The organism is Nocardioides oleivorans, assembly GCF_004137255.1.
GTDB classification, from domain to species: Bacteria; Actinomycetota; Actinomycetes; order Propionibacteriales; family Nocardioidaceae; genus Nocardioides; species Nocardioides oleivorans.
The window spans coordinates 1,857,946-1,872,844 of the sequence record NZ_SDWT01000001.1; the positions used below are offsets into that span (position 1 = coordinate 1,857,946).

General features: G+C 65.5%; 12 protein-coding genes. 9 read left to right on the forward strand and 3 right to left on the reverse strand.

Features of this window, described 5'->3' with window-relative positions; translation table 11 throughout:
* The first annotated feature begins 188 nt into the window (after nucleotides 1-188).
* From EUA93_RS08805 to EUA93_RS08820, 4 genes are all read left to right on the forward strand, one after another.
* The gene (locus EUA93_RS08805; RefSeq protein WP_165355101.1) at nucleotides 189-2,219 is read left to right on the forward strand and encodes a KAP family P-loop NTPase fold protein; all 2,031 of its coding nucleotides are present in this window, start codon (nucleotides 189-191) and stop codon (nucleotides 2,217-2,219) included.
* A 103-nt stretch (nucleotides 2,220-2,322) separates the two neighbouring features.
* Nucleotides 2,323-2,925 carry a hypothetical protein gene (locus EUA93_RS08810; protein WP_207208639.1) on the forward strand — a complete coding sequence of 201 codons (603 nt, stop codon included), beginning with the start codon at nucleotides 2,323-2,325 and terminating at the stop codon, nucleotides 2,923-2,925.
* The gene (qatC, locus tag EUA93_RS08815) at nucleotides 2,922-4,298 is read left to right on the forward strand and encodes a Qat anti-phage system QueC-like protein QatC (protein ID WP_129399785.1); all 1,377 of its coding nucleotides are present in this window, start codon (nucleotides 2,922-2,924) and stop codon (nucleotides 4,296-4,298) included. The genes EUA93_RS08810 and qatC overlap by 4 nt, the downstream gene beginning before the upstream one ends.
* A gap of 14 nt (nucleotides 4,299-4,312) precedes the next feature.
* Nucleotides 4,313-5,071, forward strand: a complete 759-nt coding sequence (locus tag EUA93_RS08820) for a TatD family hydrolase (protein ID WP_129399786.1) — start codon at nucleotides 4,313-4,315, stop codon at nucleotides 5,069-5,071.
* 190 nt (nucleotides 5,072-5,261) lie between these two features.
* Here the strand turns inward: EUA93_RS08820 and EUA93_RS08825 are convergent, their stop codons facing one another.
* Nucleotides 5,262-6,080 carry a nuclease-related domain-containing protein gene (locus EUA93_RS08825; protein ID WP_242497296.1) on the reverse strand — a complete coding sequence of 273 codons (819 nt, stop codon included), beginning with the start codon at nucleotides 6,078-6,080 and terminating at the stop codon, nucleotides 5,262-5,264.
* 466 nt (nucleotides 6,081-6,546) lie between these two features.
* On the opposite strand from EUA93_RS08825, the gene EUA93_RS08830 reads away from it, so the two are divergent.
* Entirely contained in the window at nucleotides 6,547-6,864 is a 318-nt protein-coding gene (locus EUA93_RS08830; protein WP_165355102.1) for a site-specific integrase, read from the forward strand.
* Nucleotides 6,834-7,142: a tyrosine-type recombinase/integrase gene (locus EUA93_RS22305; RefSeq protein WP_129399788.1), complete on the forward strand. Its 309-nt coding sequence runs from the start codon at nucleotides 6,834-6,836 to the stop codon at nucleotides 7,140-7,142. The genes EUA93_RS08830 and EUA93_RS22305 overlap by 31 nt, the downstream gene beginning before the upstream one ends.
* 68 nt (nucleotides 7,143-7,210) lie before the next feature.
* Here EUA93_RS22305 and EUA93_RS08840 read toward each other — a convergent pair whose 3' ends face one another.
* Nucleotides 7,211-7,888: a hypothetical protein gene (locus EUA93_RS08840; protein WP_129399789.1), complete on the reverse strand. Its 678-nt coding sequence runs from the start codon at nucleotides 7,886-7,888 to the stop codon at nucleotides 7,211-7,213.
* A gap of 185 nt (nucleotides 7,889-8,073) precedes the next feature.
* Between EUA93_RS08840 and EUA93_RS08845 the strand changes: the two genes are divergently transcribed.
* On the forward strand, nucleotides 8,074-8,583 hold the full coding sequence (locus EUA93_RS08845; protein WP_129399790.1) for a hypothetical protein: 510 nt from the start codon (nucleotides 8,074-8,076) through the stop codon (nucleotides 8,581-8,583).
* A gap of 86 nt (nucleotides 8,584-8,669) precedes the next feature.
* Here EUA93_RS08845 and EUA93_RS08850 read toward each other — a convergent pair whose 3' ends face one another.
* Complete coding sequence (locus EUA93_RS08850; protein WP_129399791.1) at nucleotides 8,670-9,818, reverse strand: hypothetical protein; 1,149 nt, start codon at nucleotides 9,816-9,818, stop codon at nucleotides 8,670-8,672.
* A 261-nt stretch (nucleotides 9,819-10,079) separates the two neighbouring features.
* Here EUA93_RS08850 and EUA93_RS08855 point away from each other — a divergent pair, with 261 nt between their 5' ends.
* Nucleotides 10,080-10,286 (forward strand): hypothetical protein, encoded by a 207-nt coding sequence (locus EUA93_RS08855; protein ID WP_129399792.1) that lies wholly within the window; start codon nucleotides 10,080-10,082, stop codon nucleotides 10,284-10,286.
* A gap of 471 nt (nucleotides 10,287-10,757) precedes the next feature.
* Entirely contained in the window at nucleotides 10,758-14,843 is a 4,086-nt protein-coding gene (locus EUA93_RS08860) for an isopeptide-forming domain-containing fimbrial protein (protein ID WP_129399793.1), read from the forward strand.
* The last annotated feature ends 56 nt before the right edge of the window (nucleotides 14,844-14,899 follow it).

Genomic DNA, 14,899 nt, shown 5'->3' on the forward strand with positions numbered 1-14,899 from the left:
ATGTCGAGCGCGGCCAACTGAGGGATGCGGCTCGTATCGCTTCAACGCAAGAAGTCTCGGTGAACCGCCACGTTTGCGCGGGAGAGATCGTCAAGAACAACAAGGTTTGGTAGACCCCGGATGTCGTAAACGCGACTGCCAGGCGTCAGCAGGCAAGAATGCTACGTCAGTGCTGCCCCTGTGGCAGCGTGGTTGCATCAGAGGCGGGGGTTGCTGTGTGGGCTGACAACGAGGCCGATTTCGATCTACTCGGGTTCGACTTCTTAGTTGACGGGCTGGTTGTTGCGCTCACCGAGCCGCGACTCCTCCCGCTCACGGTAGGCGTGCTCGGTGATTGGGGGTCTGGCAAGAGCAGCCTCATGGGTATCGCCGGCCGTGAGATCGCTGCGCTCACCGCTGCGGTCGAGATTGATGGCGAACAGGTAGACCAGCCCAGCTATCTGGTCATCGAATTTAGCCCGTGGCAGCACCAGGACTACGACGACGTCAAGACCGCCCTGATGACGTCGATTCTCGATGCGCTCCAGAAGAACGCGCCGACACTGTCCGCCGACATTACTAGACTCAGAAGGGTCGTCGAGGCCCTCAAGAGACTCGGTCGACGCAGCGGACGTGTTAGCGCTTCAATGGTTGCCGGCGCGACGCCGATCGTTATGCAGGTCGTGAGCCCCGATCTCGACCCGGAAGTCGTGAGCCTGGCGGCCACGGGTGCCGGGGCTGTTGCCGGCGAGGTGAAAACGGCACTCGCTGAGCCCCCTGACGAGATCGGTGCTGGCGACGACAACGCAGAGCACGCAAACGACATCCAAAGCTTCAGGACGCTGTTCGGCGAGCTCGTTGCCGCCTCCCCCTACGAAGCGGTCATAGTTCTAATCGATGACCTCGACCGATGCCTCCCGGGAACAGTTGTGGACACGTTTGAGGCGATTCGGCTGTTCTTGAATACGCCAAGGACCGCGTACGTCCTCGCGCTGAATCAGTCGGTCGTCGAAGCCGCGATTGATTCGCGCTATCCGGACTTGAGGAAGCCGGACGGGGCTGGGATCGGTCGCGACTACCTCGAGAAGATGCTCCAGTTGAAGATCGCGATCCCTCCGCTCTCCGCGCCAGAGGCCGAGACCTACGTAAACCTTCTCTTCGCGGAGTTGCACCTGGAGAAGGGGGACTTTGCGAAGGTTCGGGAAGCGGCCGACGCCGTTCGCGCGACGGGTGACCTCACGGTCGCGTTCAATACCGGAATCGCCGGGGAGGCTTTAGGGGACATCCCGAACGAACTCGCCACAGACCTGTCGTGGGCCGCGGAGGTGACACCGATCCTCAGCACGTCTCTTCGGGGTAACCCTCGCCAACTCAAACGGTTTCTAAACAACCTTCTCCTCAAGTATCGAAGTGCAGCGCGCCGGAGCATCGATCTGAAGGTCCCCATCCTCGCCAAGCTCATGGTTCTTGAAGACCAGCATCAGACCGACTTCCAGAGGCTCTTCGATTGGGAGATCGCCGCAGGTGGGAGTTGTCCTGAGATCTCCCAGGCCGAAGACCGGGCGCGCGGTGCCGCGCCTGCGTCCGTAGAGGCGAAGTCACCCGAGAAGCGCGTCTCACCCAAGCCTGCCAAGAAGAATCCCGCAGAACCCGCAAAGGGACGTAGCGCCCCGGTTGCTGAATCTGAAGCGCAAACCTGGGCTGATAAACCACACATCGCTGCTTGGCTCCGCGCCGATCCGCCTCTTGCGAGCATTGACCTTCGTAAGTACTTCACCTACTCCCGAGACAAGCTCTCGTTCGGCGTCTCTGCGTCACGCCTCAGCTCAGCTCTCCAGAAACTCCTTACTCAGGTCCAGAACGACCTCAGCGCGAGCCGCCGCAGTTATTACCCCCAGGTGAAGGACTTGGACAGCATCGAGCGGGCTCAGTTCACGGAAGCACTACTCGAGAGAGTGCAACGGGCTCCCGCGAGCACCGCCATGACCGCGGCACTTGAGCTCGCGGAACACATTCCTGACATCGTTCAGCAGGTCTGTGACGTGTTGAAGCGTATCCCCGCGACGAGCATCCCACCCGAAACCGCGTCTAAGGCTGTCAATCGCCTCCCTGCTGGCGGTCCAGGCGTCAGCAGCCTCTTCGAGGTGTGGGCGTCCAGCGACAACACCGCGCTCAAGACCGTCCTAGAGGCGTCGCTGGCCGCGCGTGAAAGGACGGGACCTAGTGGGGACGTCGGCTGACCGCACTGCCGGAAGAGGAGGCAACTGGACGCCCCTCAAAGTTGCAACAACCAGTTACGTGCGCGGGCTCGGTCGTCCAGACTCCGGCTTCAGAGCTGAACGTGTGGTTGCCCGCCATGTCGCGGTACTTGGAGGAGCCGCGGCCGCCACATCGACCGGGGTCGCGGGGACGCGAGGAGTCTCTCGTCTCGGTGCGCTCCTGTCCGGCATTGCCACTGAAGGTGTCGAACAGACCCTCAACACCCTGGGTCTCGTCAGACTCGTCGGCCAAGACCGCTTCCTCGTCCTTGACGAGCTCATCAGCTTCATCGGCGGCAACGGCGACGACCTCGACGCCCAAGCTGCGCGAGATGCGGGCTGCGACATCCTCGACGACCTTTTTGGCGACGCCGACTCGTGGCAGGAGCTTGCAGGTGTCGGAGTGACGGAAGCAGAGCTGCACAACCTTCTCGAGCGCTTCCTCGCCCTGTATATCTACAACCGGATGCCAGTGGTTGCCGAGCGACTCAGCCGCCTTGATCCGGCGTCCCAACGTCAAGCTGACCATCAGATGCGCGACATCATTGAGAATCTCGTTGGGATCACGGTCCCGTCCGATGTCGGCAGCATCGACTGGGAAGGCGCGCAGGGAAGGGCCATCGCGGAGAGCGCGATGAAGTCAGCGTACGACGCCATCAGCGCACTCGATGCAGGGGACCGGACATGACCGAGTACCGCACCAGAACCGACCTCACCCAACCACTCGCTCCTGCTGACCCCGGCGTGCGCGTGCTCGACTGGGCACCTGGAAGCCCGACGGCGACGATTCAACTCGGAAAGCAAGCGGGCGCAAGGTTCCTCGACGGATGGCGCGCCCCACGCGAAGCACTTGACCTTTTTCTTCTTGGCGCCACGACCTACTGCGTGGACAAGACCGCGCTTCGCTCAGCGGCCGCGGATGGCTGGACTCGCAGTCTTCAAGTCGCGATTCCAGTCGCGGACCCGAAAAGATGGCGTGGCACTGATATTGGATCCGTCCTCAACTTCTTGACGGGCGACCAATGGACCATCGATGTGTACGAGGAACCCCGGTCTCCAATCGAGGGACTGAGGCGCGTCCCCAGTGAGGTGACGCCGGTCGGCCCAGTCGACGGCGTCTGCTTGTTCTCGGGTGGCCTCGATTCCCTCACCGGAGTTATTGACCTTCTCGAGGAGGACTCGAACCGTCGCCTGTGTCTCGTCTCTCACAATGAGGGCGGACAGGCGTCCACCGCTCAAGAAAGACTCCTGCATGAGCTCAGGGGTCACTATGGGCCGGATCGCCTTGTATCAAAGCAGCTCTTCTTGCGCCCGGCTCCGCTGAACAGTTCGCAGCAGCGTCCACTCCCGCACCACCGCGAGAACACCACTCGTGCTAGATCACTCCTGTTTCTCACTACAGCGCTGGCGCTAGCGGCATCCGTCGGTCCCGACACGCCCGTATACATTCCAGAGAATGGGTTCATCGGGATCAACGTCCCTTTGACCCGTGCGAGGAGCGGAAGTTACAGCACACGGACCACACACCCACACTTCGTCAATGGCCTGCAGGAGGCGGTCCACCGACTGGGAGTGTCCAACCCGATTCTTAACCCCTTTCGTTTGAAGACGAAGGGTAAAATTCTCGCTGAGACCCTGAACCCTGAACTCCTCAAACGGCTCGCGCCACACAGCGTTTCCTGCTCCCATCCAGAAGCCGCCCGCTACGTGCAGAAGAGGCAGGGGAACTGCGGCTACTGCTTCCCATGTCTGATTCGCCGCGCATCAATGGCACACGTGGGGTGGGACACCGACCCTCAACATAACTACGCCTGGGACGCGCTGACGGGCGAAGAACTCCTCGATAAGAGCACGGCACGCTCGGCCGACCTACGTGCCGTGATAAACGGGGCATTCAACGACCGACCCGACCGCGACATCCTTCGCAACGGTCCTATTCCCAACGGCGAGCACCAAGCCTTCGTCCGCGTCTGGCGCGACGGCCTAAGAGAACTGCAAGACTGGCTGCGCGGCGCGTCCGACCACACCAGGGCGCGCCTCGAACGACACGGCTACCTCTAACTAGAACCGGGAAGATGAACCCAGCGCACCTTATCGACACCCACTGTCATATCGGCGCATACGGCGACCCGATCTCCGTCGTTCGAGCAGCCGAGTCCACCACCTCCATCGTGGCCGTCACCGAGAGCCCCGAGGAGTACCGGCGCCTACGTACGCGGCTCGGGCGACGCGATCACATCCAGGTCGCTCTAGGGCTCCACCCGCTTCGATCCCACACCTTCACTCCCAACGATCTTGCGCGCTTCTTTCGGCTGGTGCCCGAGACCACTTGGATCGGTGAAGTCGGTCTCGACTTCTCGAAACAGGGACGAGCGACAAAGAAGGACCAACTCCGCATCTTCAGCGCTGTCCTAGCAGAAGCGCAGCCTGGGCAGCACCCACTCACGGTGCATAGCCGTGGTGCCGAGGCTGACACCATTGGCTTCCTCGGCCAGTCCAAACTATCCGCGGTACTCCACTGGTACACCGGTCCCACAAACTTGATTGATGCGGCGCTCGCCGCGGGCCTCTACTTCTCCTACAACATCGCGATGGTTCGGTCGAAAAAGTTCTCAGAACTCGTACGAGCGATCCCGCGAGATCGGACCCTGCTCGAGACCGATGGTCCATTCGCGCGCGGGCAACACGGTCCAGCTCGACCCCACCAGCTCGAAGAGGTCGTCAGTGCGCTCGCCCTTGGGTGGGACGTGAGCCATGCCGACGCTAACCGCTCGATCCTCGATAACCAGCGCCGCTTCTTGGCACAGACCGCCGGGAGGCCCTACCCCGAGTAGAGCACCGACCGCGGCAGAGCGGAGCGCCGAAGGATTGCTGGAGTCGCCCCGTAGTCAGCATCAGCGCTAGAAGCACGAGCGTGTCGAAGGAGCGCAGCGCGCTGCAACGGTCAACTTCGTATGCCCGTCGCCGCGACCGGCTAGCGGGGGCTTCAACGCTGTGTCTTACCGCCGCGTGCCCGCTTGACCGTCAGGCCGACGGCAGGGCTCTTGCGAGATCGCGGTGCACTTGTTCGATCGCGTGAGCGTCGAGCGTCCCGAGTGATGTGAGGGTCGATTGCAGGCGTTTGGGCCAGAGGACTTGGACGTCGCGTGTGGTGAATGTGCCGCCGATCAGCGGCCAATCGGCGTCGACGAAGCACAGGGCGCCGTGCATCGGGATCTGATCACCGACGACTGTACGGACGGCTTCGACCTGCTTGAGGACTCCGTCGACCAGCTTGGTGCAGTCCCGACGGCCGACGATGAGCCGTTCCACTCGTGGGCGTATGAGCCCGCCCTCGACCCGAAGTTGTGGGCGTCCGCTGTACCGCTTCGCGTCGATCACGTAGACACCTGTCGGTGTCACTGCGAGGTGGTCGATGTTCGCCCGACTGCCGGGGATGCGCCGGTCGTGGAGGATCCGGCACGTGTCGGACTGCAGCGAGTTCAGGCGGCCACCGAGGCGCTCTTCGCCGATGGCTCCGGTGTCCCAGGCCTTGGTGGACTGCGGATCGTCACTGAGGGCCAGAATAAGACCGCCGAGCTTCGGATGCTTTTCGCGGATGCGCCTCTCTCGCCCGGCCTGACGGCGTTCGAACTCGCGCCGCGCGGAACTCCCCGCCTCACCGATACCAACGTCCAGATGCGACTCAGGCAGATCGCGGTCGTGGGTCACGCAGCGGACGGTCCTGGTCTCGCGCTCGTAGACGGCTTCAGCCTTCGCAGGCAGCGCGGCGTCGCAGATCCTGCACGTCCCGGCATAGCGCAGGCGCATCCGCTTCTCGGCTGGCGCCGTCGTGTCGTCCACGCATGGACCGTAACTGTTGGTCGCAGCCCTGGTCCGCGCATTGCCGAAGGTGACAGCGATCCCCCCGAGCTTCTGCGGTCGTAGCGTCGAGCAAGTGCCTCGCCCCTCTACGGCGGACCACGGCGAGGCTCAGCCGACTCCGCCAGGTGACAACCGATGAACACCCTTCTGCCGTTCCAACCCGACGCCATGACCCCAGCTCAACTCGCCGCGGTGTCGTACCTCGCCCGCTACTCCGGGCACACCCATACTCTGTATTCCTCCCAGCTGCGGCGCTGGTTCGCCTGGTGCGAGACCAACAACCCTTGACCCACTAATCGGGATCCAGCGAGCGCACATCGAGCTCTACATCCGTCATCTCGGGCAATCCGGGCTGATGGCGTCCTCAGTGGTCACCTCGATGCACGCCGTTCGCGGGTACTTCAGGTATGCCCACATCGATGGACTCATCGTGTCCGACCCAGCCGTGTACGCACGCCTGCCGAAGGTGTACCGCGACGAGTCCCGCACACAGGGCCTGGATCGTCTCGAGCTCATCCGCTTCCTTCAGGTCGCGCAGACGCTCACCGTCCACCACGGAGCGTTAGCGTTCCTCCTCGGCATCAACGCTCTACGCGCGTCCGAGGCCGCCGCGGTCCGGATTGAGGACTACTCCGAAACCCTGCGTGGGCATCGCGTGATTCACCTCGTCGGGAAGGGCGACAAGCCGGCCACCATGCCCGTCACCGTCCCTGTGCTGCGAGTCCTCGAGGCATGTCGTGGAACCGTACAGAGGGACGCCTGATCCTGCGCCCGGTGTCTGGGAACCCCATCGACCGGCGAGATGCCTACCGGATGGTTGCCCGCATCGCGAGAGCGGCAGCGATCCCCCGCCACATCAGCCCACACTCGCTCCGGCACGCCGCCATCTCTAACGCCCTCGATGCCGGTGTTCCGCTCCGCGACGCGCAGATCCTTGCCAGGCACTCTGACCCTCGCACGACTGAGCACTACGACCGCGCCCGTGGCAATCTCGACCGCCACGGCGTCCACTTCCTCACCGCCTACGTCGCTGGAGTTTGAGCGGCAACGCGAAGAAGCGTCGCTCTTCTGCCGGTTTCGCTTCGCACGTCGCGGTCGGCGCGGGAGTCTCACTTCTCACCACTCGGCTTGCTCTGCATCATGAGGATCACCAAGAGCAAAGCAATGGACCAAAGACCATTTCGTGCCGCCTCCATGAAGTTGTCGTCTGTAACGTCTTTGAGGAACGAGTAGAGCGTCACGACGATCAGGATCGCCTCCGTAGGGCTCATCGGACCCAAGATCGACCCAGCCGAGGAGATCAGAGCAGCCTCATCTTCTGCCGTCGCGACTTCACCAACCGCTGTCACGGCTACCGAGTCGGAACCTGTCTCAGATGCCGAGGCCGTTTTCGACGCTACGAGTGCGGCAAGCACATCCCGATTCAACTGCTCTATCTGGGGCCTCATCGAGGCGAACAAGTTCGCGTGAACCTGTTCGATCTGCGGAGCAAGAGCGGCGACTTGTTCGCGAACGCGTTCCATTGCGGGCGAGCGCATGACTTCCTGCGCCTGCAATTCCAACCGCTGGCTGAGTGCGACGTTGATCCGTTGCATCGCAGGAGAGACGGCCAGTTCGCGGGCCTGCTTCTCCATCGCCCGCCCAAACACGTCATTGATGCGATCCACGTTCGCTCGCATCTCAGGCGTGTCAAAGGCCTTCATTAGCATCCGGCCGAGCTTCTCTTTCATCTCCGGTGAAAGCGGGACGCGATCAGGATCAGACGGATCATCCGCGAACGTGGTCATAAGGCCATCATGCCGTGCGATGCTCGCCGTCGACCTTGAGGCGCGTGCACCCCCGGCGCTGACCTTCGGGTCTGCTGCACGAACTGGTGTCAGTGAGACCTAGCCCATTGCGCCGCCTGCCGGACATGCCGATGTCCCCGTCTACCCAATCGAGTCTGCGATGCGAATGACTAGGCTTCCTGCTTATGAAGACGTCGGTGATCCTCCGGGCCTCGGGTGTCGTGCTCGCGCTGCTGCTCGCCGGTTGTAGTGGTGATAGGTCCGGCGTCGACTCGACGGCTGGAGGTAGCGCTACCCAGCCCAGTACCTCGGCGGACGGAGGGACCGATTCTGCTGGGCCGACAGTCAACCCGGTCGACGTCCTTAAGAGGGTGCCGGACTGCACCATTGGAACTGGCGTAGAGAAGGGCGAGCAGGACCTCGACGGCAACTTCTATGCCTCTTGCGACATCAAGGACGTGGAGTTTAAGGAGGACGGCGATTCCTACACCAGCGACGTCAGCGTCACCGTGCGCGCGGTGGATCCCGCTGATCTAGAAGCGCTCGGATACGAAGACGCGATTCCCGACGACTCTCACAAGGTCGTCTACGGCGATGGCTTCTACCTGACCATCACGGGCAGCCCAGCCATCTTCGGCACCGGCGCTGTAGACGTGAACGAAATCGCCGCGGCAGTTGGCGGGCAGATCATCTAGCAGCGGCATTCCGCCGCGTGCCGTCCAGGATGGCCATTGCGCTGCGTGTAGCGAAGACGCGGAGCGTCGCCTCCCCTTGCGCAGAGTCAAAGTTGACGTGCAGGCCACGGTTCGAGTTCGACGTCCGACCACTTCTTCGCCTTGTTCACCAAGTCTCGAATCGCCTCCGGGTCGTCACGGAGAAGATGCTGGGCCGCTTCTGGTTTCGCGGCTGCAACCTGCTTGACCCAACTCGACCACCATCGCATCGAAGCGGGCCGTTGGTCCTTCCGAGCTTTCAGGGCCGCCTCCCAGTCCTGTAGTTGGATCAGATTCGCGACGTGACTCTCGAGGACGAGTGGTTCGTTGAGCATGCGCAGGAGGCGCGGGGCCAGCTTCTCCGCCGCTTTGGAGGGGCGCAGTTCACGATCTACACAAAAGGATCGCCACACTCGCTCACGGACGTATCGAAGTCTCAGCAGGACATATAGCGGCGTCCTGTTTAGGTGCCGCGCCAGCCGCTCCTCGAGCTTGTCCACTCGCGCATTAAGCGCTCGGCCGAGGTCGTCGATGGCTCGCTTGGCGTCGTCGGCTTCGTAGCCGGCCATGGCTGCGGCGCCTTCGGCGTTGTCGATCAGCCCTGGAAGACGTTCGACCTCTCCGGCGATGCCACCGAGGCCGCGGCCGAGGCTCTCAACTGCTTCGATGGTTCTTCGTGCAGTCTGGTCAAAGCGAGCCTCGAACTGGAGGCTTTCGCGGTCGAGATAGATCGCCAACAGCTCTTCGTCCATCAATGGCCTGTGGGCCGCACCATCCCGAGTAATACGCCTACCTGATCCGTCGAAGTGGGGAGCGCGTGTTGGGCGCACCTCGATCCGGAGGAAGGCCAGCTTTGTGGAAACCCCTTCCTCGATGATCCGCACGCTTACGGGAACTGGAAGCGTTGCTCTCGCGTAGTCCTGGATCCGCCGTACGTGAACGGCAAGGTCATTGCCAGTGAGTCCGATCGGCTTTCCGGTTGTGAGTCCCGTGACGGGATCCGTCACCTCCGCGACCCCCGCCAAGATAGTGACCTCGGTGCGAGACGGCTCGAGCGATACCCAGTTCGCAGCAGCGACCAGAACTGAGGAGTCGACTGCCTTGGATGTCTGCTTGAACTCGAAGCGGCCTGACTCGCCCTCGCGTGAGAGCAACCGGCGGGCGGCTGCACTCACCCGTTGGAAGCGCAGGCGTTCGTCCGATGTGCTGGCACCCATGTCTCTATGCTGTCCGTTTCGCATCCGGGAGCCGGACTGGCACGCCGTAACTTGTCTGCTCGAAGGACTTCGCAACGAGAGCCTTGGGCGAGATGCGGGCGAGCGCGACAAGCGCACTTCGGACGGCAATGCGACGTCAGTTCGATTTGTCGACGACCCGAACCACGGTGACTTGCATTGCGTCGTACCGCCGCCTTCACGCGTCACCGGATGACTGACAGATCTAGTGCGCAGGACGCTAACGGCTGAGAGCATGCGCTTATGAAACGCACGATCACACTTCGCGTCGAAGTAGCCAATGCAGACGAGTACGCAGACGCCGTGGCGGCGATCGTCCAGCACCCGTCTGTCATCCAGTCCGTGTGGACTCGAGGTGAGGAAATCAAGTCGATCCTGGAAAACAAGCACGGGATGACGGGTGAATGGGCTCATGGCGCTGCATCAACGTGGATCGCCGACAACTCCTGAACTATCGCGCCTGGCGCGCCTTCTCTGAGCGGATGAGTCGATCGTCTCCTGACAGCTCGAGTGAGGAGCGTCAATCCGCCGCCTGTCGGGGACATCCGGATCTGCCGATGCCGTGGCGCCCGCCTCTCTCGACCCGCGCACTTGGTGCGCGGGAACCGCGATCGACATGAGCAGCGCCCCCCATCGACTTGCGGCTCTCACTCGAGAGACGAGCGTCCTCCTCACTGGCTTGTGCCGAGCGGAGAACTACAGAGAGCACTTGACTGCCTGCGGCTCATCCGCCAGCACACGACTGGCAGGGCATGTCGAACCGAGGCGCGTCGACGTCAGCCGGACCCCCGTCGCTCACCACCCGGAAGGAGGATCCCTGTGGCTTCCGCGGACACGCGCGTCGATCGCTGACAGGATCACCTCGCCGACGCACGGGCGCTGGCGGAACCACGATCCACCTGCATCTGGGGGCTGTCGACCATGAGTCGCTCCATCGTCGCGCGCGTGCGCACCACATCGTTGCTGACCTGCGCGACCGTCACCGCGGTCCTGAGCGGCCTCCTCGCCGCTGCGCCCGCAACCGCGGCGCCGCAGCAGGCCGGACCGGTCGACGCCCAGGTGACCCTCACCCGCACCACCTCGGTCACGGAGGCAGGCAACTCCGCTGCCCAGGCGACCATCGGGGAGACCATCACGTACACCCTCACGACGACGATCCCGGCGTCGACGACGGTGTACACCGGTGTGGTCACCGACCAGCTCGGCACGCGGATGTCACTCGTGCCCGGCAGCCTCTGCGTCGCCGGATGCACCCTCGACGGGGCCCCGTTCGGCGGCGTCACCGAGTCGCCAGCCAACACGGTCCGCGCCCCCCTGCCCACGACGTACGACGCTCCCGTCGCGACCGACGGTGTCCTGGTGCTGACCTTCCAGGCCAAGGTCCTCGACGTCGCGGCCAACTACCGTGGTCAGGGCCTCGGCAACGGCGCGACCCTCGCCTACACGGACGAGGACGGCGCCCCGTGGTCGAGGTCCGGCTCGGTCAGCACGGCGATCGTGGAGCCGTCCCTCACGGCCGGCGCAACCACCACCGGTGGGGCTGTCGTCGCCGCCGCCGAGACCAAGGTTTTCACCGTCTCGGCAAGTAACTCCAGCTCCGCGAACGTCTCGACCGCCCACGACCTGGTCGTCGTCAACACGCTGCCCGCCGGCACCGAGCCCGTGACGATCAACGACGGCGGCACCTGGAACGCGGGTACGCGAACCGTCACGTGGACGCTGCCCACGCTGGCCCCGGGCGCCACGAAGGCGTTCACCTACACCGTCCAGGTGGAGAGCCCGCCAACCGGGGGCTCGACGTACACCAACACCGTGCTCGCCACCTCGACGAGCCTGTCCGCAGGCACCGGCGGCGCACGCACGCCCGCCTCGAACGCCTCGACAGCCGGGGACTACGACGCCACCGCGCAGCGGACGCTGAGCGTCGTGCTGCCGACGGTGAGCAACAGCATCGACCGGCCTACGGCCACCGTCGGCAGCGCCATCACCTGGACCATCGGCGTCACCGTCCCCGCCAACGTCCGCTACCTCGACGCCACGGTCACGGACGCCATCCCCGACGGACTGGCCTTCGACGCCTACGGCACCGTCACCTGCACCAACTGCCCGGGCACCGACCCGGCCGTCTCCACCTTCCCGGTGACGACCAGCGGCGTGACGCAGCAGGCTGCCTGGTTCCTGGGCGACCTGGGCCCGGCAGCGGGGCAGCGCGTCTACACGCTGGTGCTGAAGGGCCATGTGCTGGCCACCAGGCGCGCCGGCGGAGCAGTGGCGGCGCCGGTCACGTTCACCGGCGAGGCGCGGGTGCGGACCAACCGCACCGACGTGATGCCCGCGAGCCCGGCGACCGTCCCCGCGGCGTATTCCGACACGGTGGGTCCCGCGTCCGCCAGCGTCGCGGTCCGCGAACCGAAGCTGGCCATCGACAAGTCGGTGGACAAGGGCCCGAAGGTGGAAGGCGGCGACGTCGTCACGTATACGGTCGCGGTCACCAACACCGCCGGCTGGCCGGCGTACGACGTCCAGGTGACCGACCAGCCCGACGCCGGGCTCGTCGACGTGACTCTCGCCGCCGGTGCGACGCTGAGCACCGACGGGTGGACTGCCGACGACCCGGCGATGCACTGGGTGATCCCGGGACCACTCGCCGCTGGGGCGACCCAGGTCCTCACCTACACCGCGAAGGTCAAGCCGGGTGCGCAGCTCACTGCCGGTGACCAGGTGACCAACGTGGCCACCGTCTCGTCGTACTTCGGGGCACCGGGCGCCGAGCGTGCCGACGCGCCGTCGAACCCCTGGCGCGCGTACGCCGGGCCGAGCGACGTCGTGTCGCTCACGGTCGCCAAGCCCCTGCTCACGATCGCGACGACGACCGACGGCGGGGAGGCCACGGCCGGCACCGACACGACGTTCACCATCGACGTCACCAACGCCGACACCTTCGCCACCGCCCACGGTGTCGTCGCCGACGTCGTCCTCCCGGCCGGGCTGACCTATGTGAGCAGCTCGGCGGGTGGCACGGCATCGGGTCAGACCGTCTCCTGGAACGTCGGCGCCCTGGCGCCCGGCGCCTCGGTCACGCGGACGGTCGTCGCCCACGTCGGCGCCGACGTCGCGCCAGGCACCACCCTCACCACGACGGGGTCCACGCGCGCCGACGAGACGACCGCCGACGTGATCGACACGGGTTCGGTGACCGTCGGCACCTCGACCGACCTGGTGCTCACCCAGACCGCGTCCGAGCCGTCCGTCGTGGCCGGCGAGGAGCTCGTCTACACCCTCACGACCCGCAACGACGGCCCGTCGGCCGCGCGCACGACGACGCTGACCGACACGCTGCCCTCCTACCTCACCCTGGTCGAGCTCGACGACCCGACCCACTGCAGCGTGACGGGTCAGACGATCACCTGCTCCTACGGCGACCTGGCGCCCGACGCGACCCGGTCGGTCGACCTGACGGTGCGGGTCGCCTCCGCGCGACAGGCCCCGGTCATCAACATCGCCGGGGTGACGTCGAGCACGACCGAGCTCGTCCCGGCCGACAACACCGCCACCACGACGACCGACGTCACCGCGATCTTCACCACGGGTCCGGCCGCTGGCATCACCGGCGACCCGGTCTTCGGTGGGGTGCTGACCGCGACGCCCGGCCCGGCCCAGACCGGCACCACGACCCCGGCCGCGGACTCCTTCACCTACCAGTGGTTCGCCGACGGCACCGAGCTCGCCGACGCCACCGGAGCGACCCTCGCAGTCACGTCCTCGATGATCGGCCGATCGATCTCAGTCGCCGTCAGCGCGCACCGGGCCGCGACGGTGGACGCCACCGACGAGTCGGAGCCCACCGCTGCGGTCACCGAGGCGTCGTTCACGACCGGTCCGACTGCGCTCGTCGACGGCATCCCGATCGTCGGCGCCACGCTCACCGCCGGCCCAACCGCCCCGGGTGCCACCACGCCGGCGGCGGAGTCGTACTCCTACCAGTGGCTCGCCGACGGTGAGCCCGTCACGGACGCCACCAGTACGACCCTCGTCCTGTCGCCCGCGCTGGCCGGAGTCCGCGTCTCCGTCGTGGTGACCGCGCACCGGGCCTGGCACGTCGACGCGGTCAGCGAGTCCGCCGCGACCGCCCCCGTGGCGCTGGCAGCCTTCACCACCCGACCCACCGCCACCATCATCGGCACCGCACAGGTCGGCCAGACGCTGACCGCCCGCGCCGGCGCCGTCACGCCGACCCCGACAGCCACCACGTTCGCCTGGTACGCCGACGGCACGCCCATCGCCGGCGCCACGTCGTCCGAGCTCGCACTGACGAGCGCCCGGCGTGGCCAGCGGATCAGCATGACGGCAACAGTGACGCGCCCCGGGTACGACACCGTGTCGAGCACCTCCGCCGCGACGGCGCCCGTCGCGACCGACCGTGCTCCCGGCCTGCAGCTCACCCTCAAGGTGCCGCCGCGGGCGCAGGAAGCCGAGACGCCCGACGGCGACGCCACCGCCCTACGCGGTCGCCGCGTCCGACTGACATGGTCGGCGACCGATGCGCTCGCGCTCTCTGCCTCCGGCGAGCTCCGTACGGTCCTCGAGGAGAGGTACGGCGACCAGCCCGTCCCCATGTCGGGGTCGGTCCTGATCAGCCTCGACCGGGCAGGCGGGCACACCTTCCGGATGCGCGCCATCAACGAGGCTGGGAGCACCAGCGCCCGGGCAGCGATCGTCGCCGTGCGTGAGCCCACCGACCTCCGGCTCGACGCACCAACGACGACGCGCGCCGGCCGACCGTTCCTGCTCACGGTCGCCGGGCTCGGGGCCAAGGAGCGCTTCTACGTCACGATCCGTCACGGCGGCCGGACGACGCGGGTGCTCACCGGCCGTGCCGGTGCGCGGGGCGAGGTGGTCGGCACCATCCGGCCCCCGGCCCGCTTCAAGCGGGGGACGACGATCCACCTCCGCGTGACGGGTCGCGCTACCCAGCGATCAGGAGACGTGCTGATCCGGCTGCGCTGACGGTCCGGCGCTGGAGGAACCTCTCGATCGTCGTCACCACGCGCGTCGCCCCGACG

Bases quoted from the DNA above. Each gene is read 5' to 3' on its own strand.
- EUA93_RS08845 (WP_129399790.1), top strand. From the start codon at position 8,074: ATGAAGACGTCGGTGATCCTCCGGGCCTCGGGTGTCGTGCTCGCGCTG.
- EUA93_RS08860 (WP_129399793.1), top strand. From the start codon at position 10,758: ATGAGTCGCTCCATCGTCGCGCGCGTGCGCACCACATCGTTGCTGACC.
- EUA93_RS08820 (WP_129399786.1), top strand. From the start codon at position 4,313: ATGAACCCAGCGCACCTTATCGACACCCACTGTCATATCGGCGCATAC.
- EUA93_RS08850 (WP_129399791.1), bottom strand. From the start codon at position 9,818: ATGGGTGCCAGCACATCGGACGAACGCCTGCGCTTCCAACGGGTGAGT.
- EUA93_RS08855 (WP_129399792.1), top strand. From the start codon at position 10,080: ATGAAACGCACGATCACACTTCGCGTCGAAGTAGCCAATGCAGACGAG.
- EUA93_RS08840 (WP_129399789.1), bottom strand. From the start codon at position 7,888: ATGACCACGTTCGCGGATGATCCGTCTGATCCTGATCGCGTCCCGCTT.
- EUA93_RS22305 (WP_129399788.1), top strand. From the start codon at position 6,834: ATGTCGTGGAACCGTACAGAGGGACGCCTGATCCTGCGCCCGGTGTCT.
- qatC (WP_129399785.1), top strand. From the start codon at position 2,922: ATGACCGAGTACCGCACCAGAACCGACCTCACCCAACCACTCGCTCCT.